Here is a 3,826-nt window from a genome sequence, read left to right as displayed (position 1 = left end):
TGATTGCGGATTGTTGTACGACAAGGACTGTTTCAAGCTCCTTTCGATGGAAAACCTAAACGTTTCGATTGATTCTATTCCGGACTTCAAAACACGCGACATCTTGTATGTGAAAGGGCAATTGCAAGGAGGAAAGATCATTCACTTGTTTGTCAATCACTGGCCGTCAAGAAGAGGCGGTGAAGATGAATCCGAAATCAGAAGAATTCAGGCTGCAAAAGTTGCGCGTGCAAAAGTGGATGAAATCCTGAAAGCTGACCCGAAGGCAAACATCGTTTTGATGGGAGATTTCAATGATCATCCGGATAATAAATCCATTCACGATGTGTTGAAAGCAAAAGAAGTAACGGATAAAACCGCTGATTTGCTGGATTTATTTGCAGATGATCATAAAGCCGGAAAAGGAACCCATAACTTCAAAGGACAATGGGAGTTTTGGATCATTTTATTATTTCAACAGCGATTTACAAAGGAACGAACGGAATTCAACTGGAGCCGAACGACGGAATCATTGTGTATGAAGAAAAATTGCTTTTCACACAGAAAGACGGAAGTAAAAAACCTTCAACAACATATGGAGGAAGTAACTATTACGGCGGATATTCCGATCACCTTCCGATTCGGATTATTTTGAAATAACGAAGTTTGTTCGGATAATTTGTATTTTCGGAGGAAGATCTAAGACCAAATGAAGACAATTTCTTTTACTACCTCGCAGTTTGTTACCATTGATTATGAACTGGCAAGTCCTGTTTATAGAGCAGTTGCGGCGTTTTTGGATCTGGTTTTCCTTTGCATCTATTTTCTGCTGGCAAGTTATTTCATCAATAAGAACCTGTTCGATCTGGATCTGAATTCCAGAGCAAACAGGGATTCTTTTCTGACAGCTTTTCTCATTCGTCTGCCATGGCTTTTGTATTCTCCGGTAATCGAATACTTTACAAACGGGCGTTCTTTAGGAAAGTTGATCATGGGAATCCGCGTTGTGAAAAGCAACGGTGAAACGGCAGGTTTGAGAGAATATTTTACGCGCTGGATCTTCCGAATTGTGGATATCTGGGTGGGCGGTTTCGGGTTTCTGGCCTTACTGGTTGCCGGAACAACGGAGAAAAGACAGCGCATCGGGGATATCATGGCAGATACGGTGGTGATCAAAGTGAAGGATACACAATTGTATGGATTGAAAGATGTTTTGTCGATTAAAAATTCGGATACGCACATTCCTACTTATCCCAATGTAATCCGCTTCTCGGACGAAGACATGTTGCTGATCAAAAACACGATTTTAAGAGTACAGCGTTATCCGAATCAGGCAAACAAAGACTTTGCGATTGAATTGGCAGATGAAACGGCTCGCTTGATGGGGCTTACCGAAACTCCTTCGAAACGAATGGAGTTCTTAAAAACGGTCCTGCAGGACTACGTGGTATTAACACGTTAAAAATAAAAAGCAGTATACGGAATTCTCGTACACAACAAAGAGAAAATAAAATGGGTGTGTTATATGTTGTTCCAACTCCGGTTGGAAATCTGGAAGATATTACTTTAAGAGCAATTCGTTTGCTGAAAGAAGCTGAGTTGATTTATTCCGAAGACACACGTGTCACTAAAAAATTGCTTTCTCACCTGGAAATTACCGGAAAGCAAATCATACCCTTTCATGCGCACAATGAACATAAGCAATTGGAACGTTCTGTTCAGACAGTTCGGGAAAATCAATGCACCGTGCTTGTTTCGGATGCAGGAACACCGGCTATTTCCGATCCGGGTTTTTTGTTGGTAAGAGCGTGCGTTGAAGCTGGTTTGGAAGTAACGTGTTTACCGGGTCCGACAGCCTTTGTTCCGGCTTTGGTTGCAAGTGGTTTCCCTTGCGATCGTTTTCTGTATGAAGGATTTTTACCGCATAAAAAAGGCCGTCAAACGAAATGGCTTTCTTACAAGGAAGAAGAAAGAACCATTGTTCTCTACGAATCACCGCACCGGATTGTAAAAGCATTGGAGGAATGCGTCAATTTCCTGGGGCCGGACAGAGAAGTCTGCGTTGCCCGTGAGATCAGCAAACTCTTCGAACAATTCGTTCGTGGCAGAGCGGAAGACGTTCTGAAACATTTCCAGACAACTCCGCCAAAAGGAGAAATCGTATTGCTGGTAAAAGGAAACGGATAAGCTTTTTCAAACCTATCCGTTATTTATATACTTAAGACCATTCAAGTCTTAAAATCCTAATATCCTGAAGTCCTGAAATCTATTGTGTAATAAACCCGAACTGCGCTCCTGATGAGGTGTCTTCACCGTCAAAAGTCATCACCGGAATAGAAAGTTCGTTTTCTGCCAAACTCTGAACCAGGTTGGTTGAAAAGATCGAGAACATGTCCTGGTAATGCGTAGCAGCCAACAGGTTTGCTTTTACCTCGCGGCAATAGTCGATCAGGTTTTTCTCAAAGTTGCTGGAGTCCAGCAAATGAACAGTTGTTGCCAAACCATTGTCCTGCAAATAGCCGTTTGCAACTCTCAGATTCACGTCGATTTTTTTCATTAAACCTTCATCGGAATAACGTTGACCAACCAGGTAAATTTTGGAATTAAATATCTGTGCAACTCTGGATGCATATCTGACAACCTGAACGCTTTCCCGTGCCAAATCCACGGTCATTACAATCGACTTGATCTTATGGAAAGAAGTATCCTGTTGTGTAAGAATGATCGGAACATTGCTGTTTGAAATAACCGAAAGGGCAGGGCTTCCAAAGATTTTTTGCCAAATGGAAGTACTGTGAGTTCCCATAATGATGAGCTGCACTCCGATTGAATCGGCAATCAATCCGATATCTCTTAAAACTTTCCCGATCACAACACGTGTAGAGATCGTAACCTCCGGACTTTGATACTTCGCTGCCAGGTCCCGAAGTTGTTTCTCAGCTGCAATCCGTTCTTTTGCATGCGCAATGATATGCAATAAAACAATATCGCCTTTGTTATACTTTGCCGCATCTAAAGCAAAAACCAACGCATTTTCAGTTACAGGAGTAAAATCAATCGGAACAAGATAGTGGAATGTAGCTGCCATTGTATCAAATTTAAGTTTGACTAAAAGTAACACTTTTTAGCTTTCTCGGACAGAAATCAAAACAATCTCACTAACTTTTTACTTTAAATTTGCATATGAAACAAACAGAAGCATTTCATTTGATAAAAAAGGGCAATGCAGAATCTGCCTTTGAGTTGAGAAGTACCACCTTGCCCGAATTGAAAAGTAAACAAGTTCTTATCGAGGTTCAGGCTTTCGGATTGAATTATGCAGATGTAATGGCTCGTTTGGGCCTGTATCGGGAAGCTCCTCCAATGCCCTGTGTCATCGGATATGAAGTGGTTGGTTTGATCACTGAAGTTGGCAGTGAAGTAGATTCCGCGTTATTGGGGAAACGGGTTGTTGGCTTTTGTCGTTTCGGAGGATATTCCAAACATGTCATTACGGAAGAGTATGCTGTTTCGGTGATCGACGAAATGGATGCCGGAGTTGCCTTGTCTTTGGCTACCCAGTTTGTAACGGCTTATTACATGGTGTATCGCTCAGCGAATGTGCATGCAGGAGAACGCGTTTTGATTCACGCAGCAGCCGGCGGAGTGGGAACCGCGTTGATTCAGCTTTGTAAAATGAAAGGAGCGTATGTGATTGCGAAAGTCAGTTCGAAGGAAAAAGAAACGTTGGTACGCAATTTGGGCGCGGATGAAGTGATTAATTATAAAGAAGGAGATTATTCGGAGAAAATCGCCGCTCTTTTGAGCAAGGATCGACTGGATGTCAGCTTCAATCCGGTTGCGGGGT

General features: G+C 42.2%; 5 protein-coding genes and 1 pseudogene. 5 read left to right on the top strand and 1 reads right to left on the bottom strand.

All coding sequences use genetic code 11. From position 1 onward, the window contains the following. Window positions 1-46: 46 nt before the first annotated feature. From Q1V93_RS19430 to rsmI, 4 genes and pseudogenes are all read left to right on the top strand, one after another. Window positions 47-436, top strand: a pseudogene (locus Q1V93_RS19430) (endonuclease/exonuclease/phosphatase family protein); the annotation flags it as partial. Next, window positions 427-639, top strand: a complete 213-nt coding sequence (locus Q1V93_RS19425) for a hypothetical protein (protein ID WP_367183831.1) — start codon at window positions 427-429, stop codon at window positions 637-639. The pseudogene Q1V93_RS19430 and the gene Q1V93_RS19425, both read left to right, overlap by 10 nt. A gap of 49 nt (window positions 640-688) precedes the next feature. Beyond that, complete coding sequence (locus Q1V93_RS16955; RefSeq protein ID WP_300666312.1) at window positions 689-1,441, top strand: RDD family protein; 753 nt, start codon at window positions 689-691, stop codon at window positions 1,439-1,441. A 50-nt stretch (window positions 1,442-1,491) separates the two neighbouring features. Continuing rightward, window positions 1,492-2,166, top strand: coding sequence for a 16S rRNA (cytidine(1402)-2'-O)-methyltransferase (gene rsmI / locus Q1V93_RS16950; RefSeq protein ID WP_300666310.1), 675 nt, complete (start codon window positions 1,492-1,494; stop codon window positions 2,164-2,166). Between the two features lie 79 nt (window positions 2,167-2,245). On the opposite strand, the gene Q1V93_RS16945 is transcribed toward rsmI, so the two are convergent. Next, entirely contained in the window at window positions 2,246-3,067 is an 822-nt protein-coding gene (locus tag Q1V93_RS16945) for a universal stress protein (protein ID WP_300666308.1), read from the bottom strand. Window positions 3,068-3,162: 95 nt separating this feature from the next. On the opposite strand from Q1V93_RS16945, the gene Q1V93_RS16940 reads away from it, so the two are divergent. Continuing rightward, window positions 3,163-3,826: zinc-binding dehydrogenase (locus tag Q1V93_RS16940; protein WP_300666306.1), on the top strand; the 664-nt coding region annotated here is incomplete at its 3' end.

The sequence above is a fragment of the Fluviicola sp. genome (genome assembly GCF_030151805.1).
In the GTDB taxonomy this organism is placed as follows: Bacteria; Bacteroidota; Bacteroidia; order Flavobacteriales_D; family Crocinitomicaceae; genus Fluviicola.
Note: the sequence above shows the minus strand (reverse complement) of the source record. Positions and strands in the feature narration are given on the sequence as shown.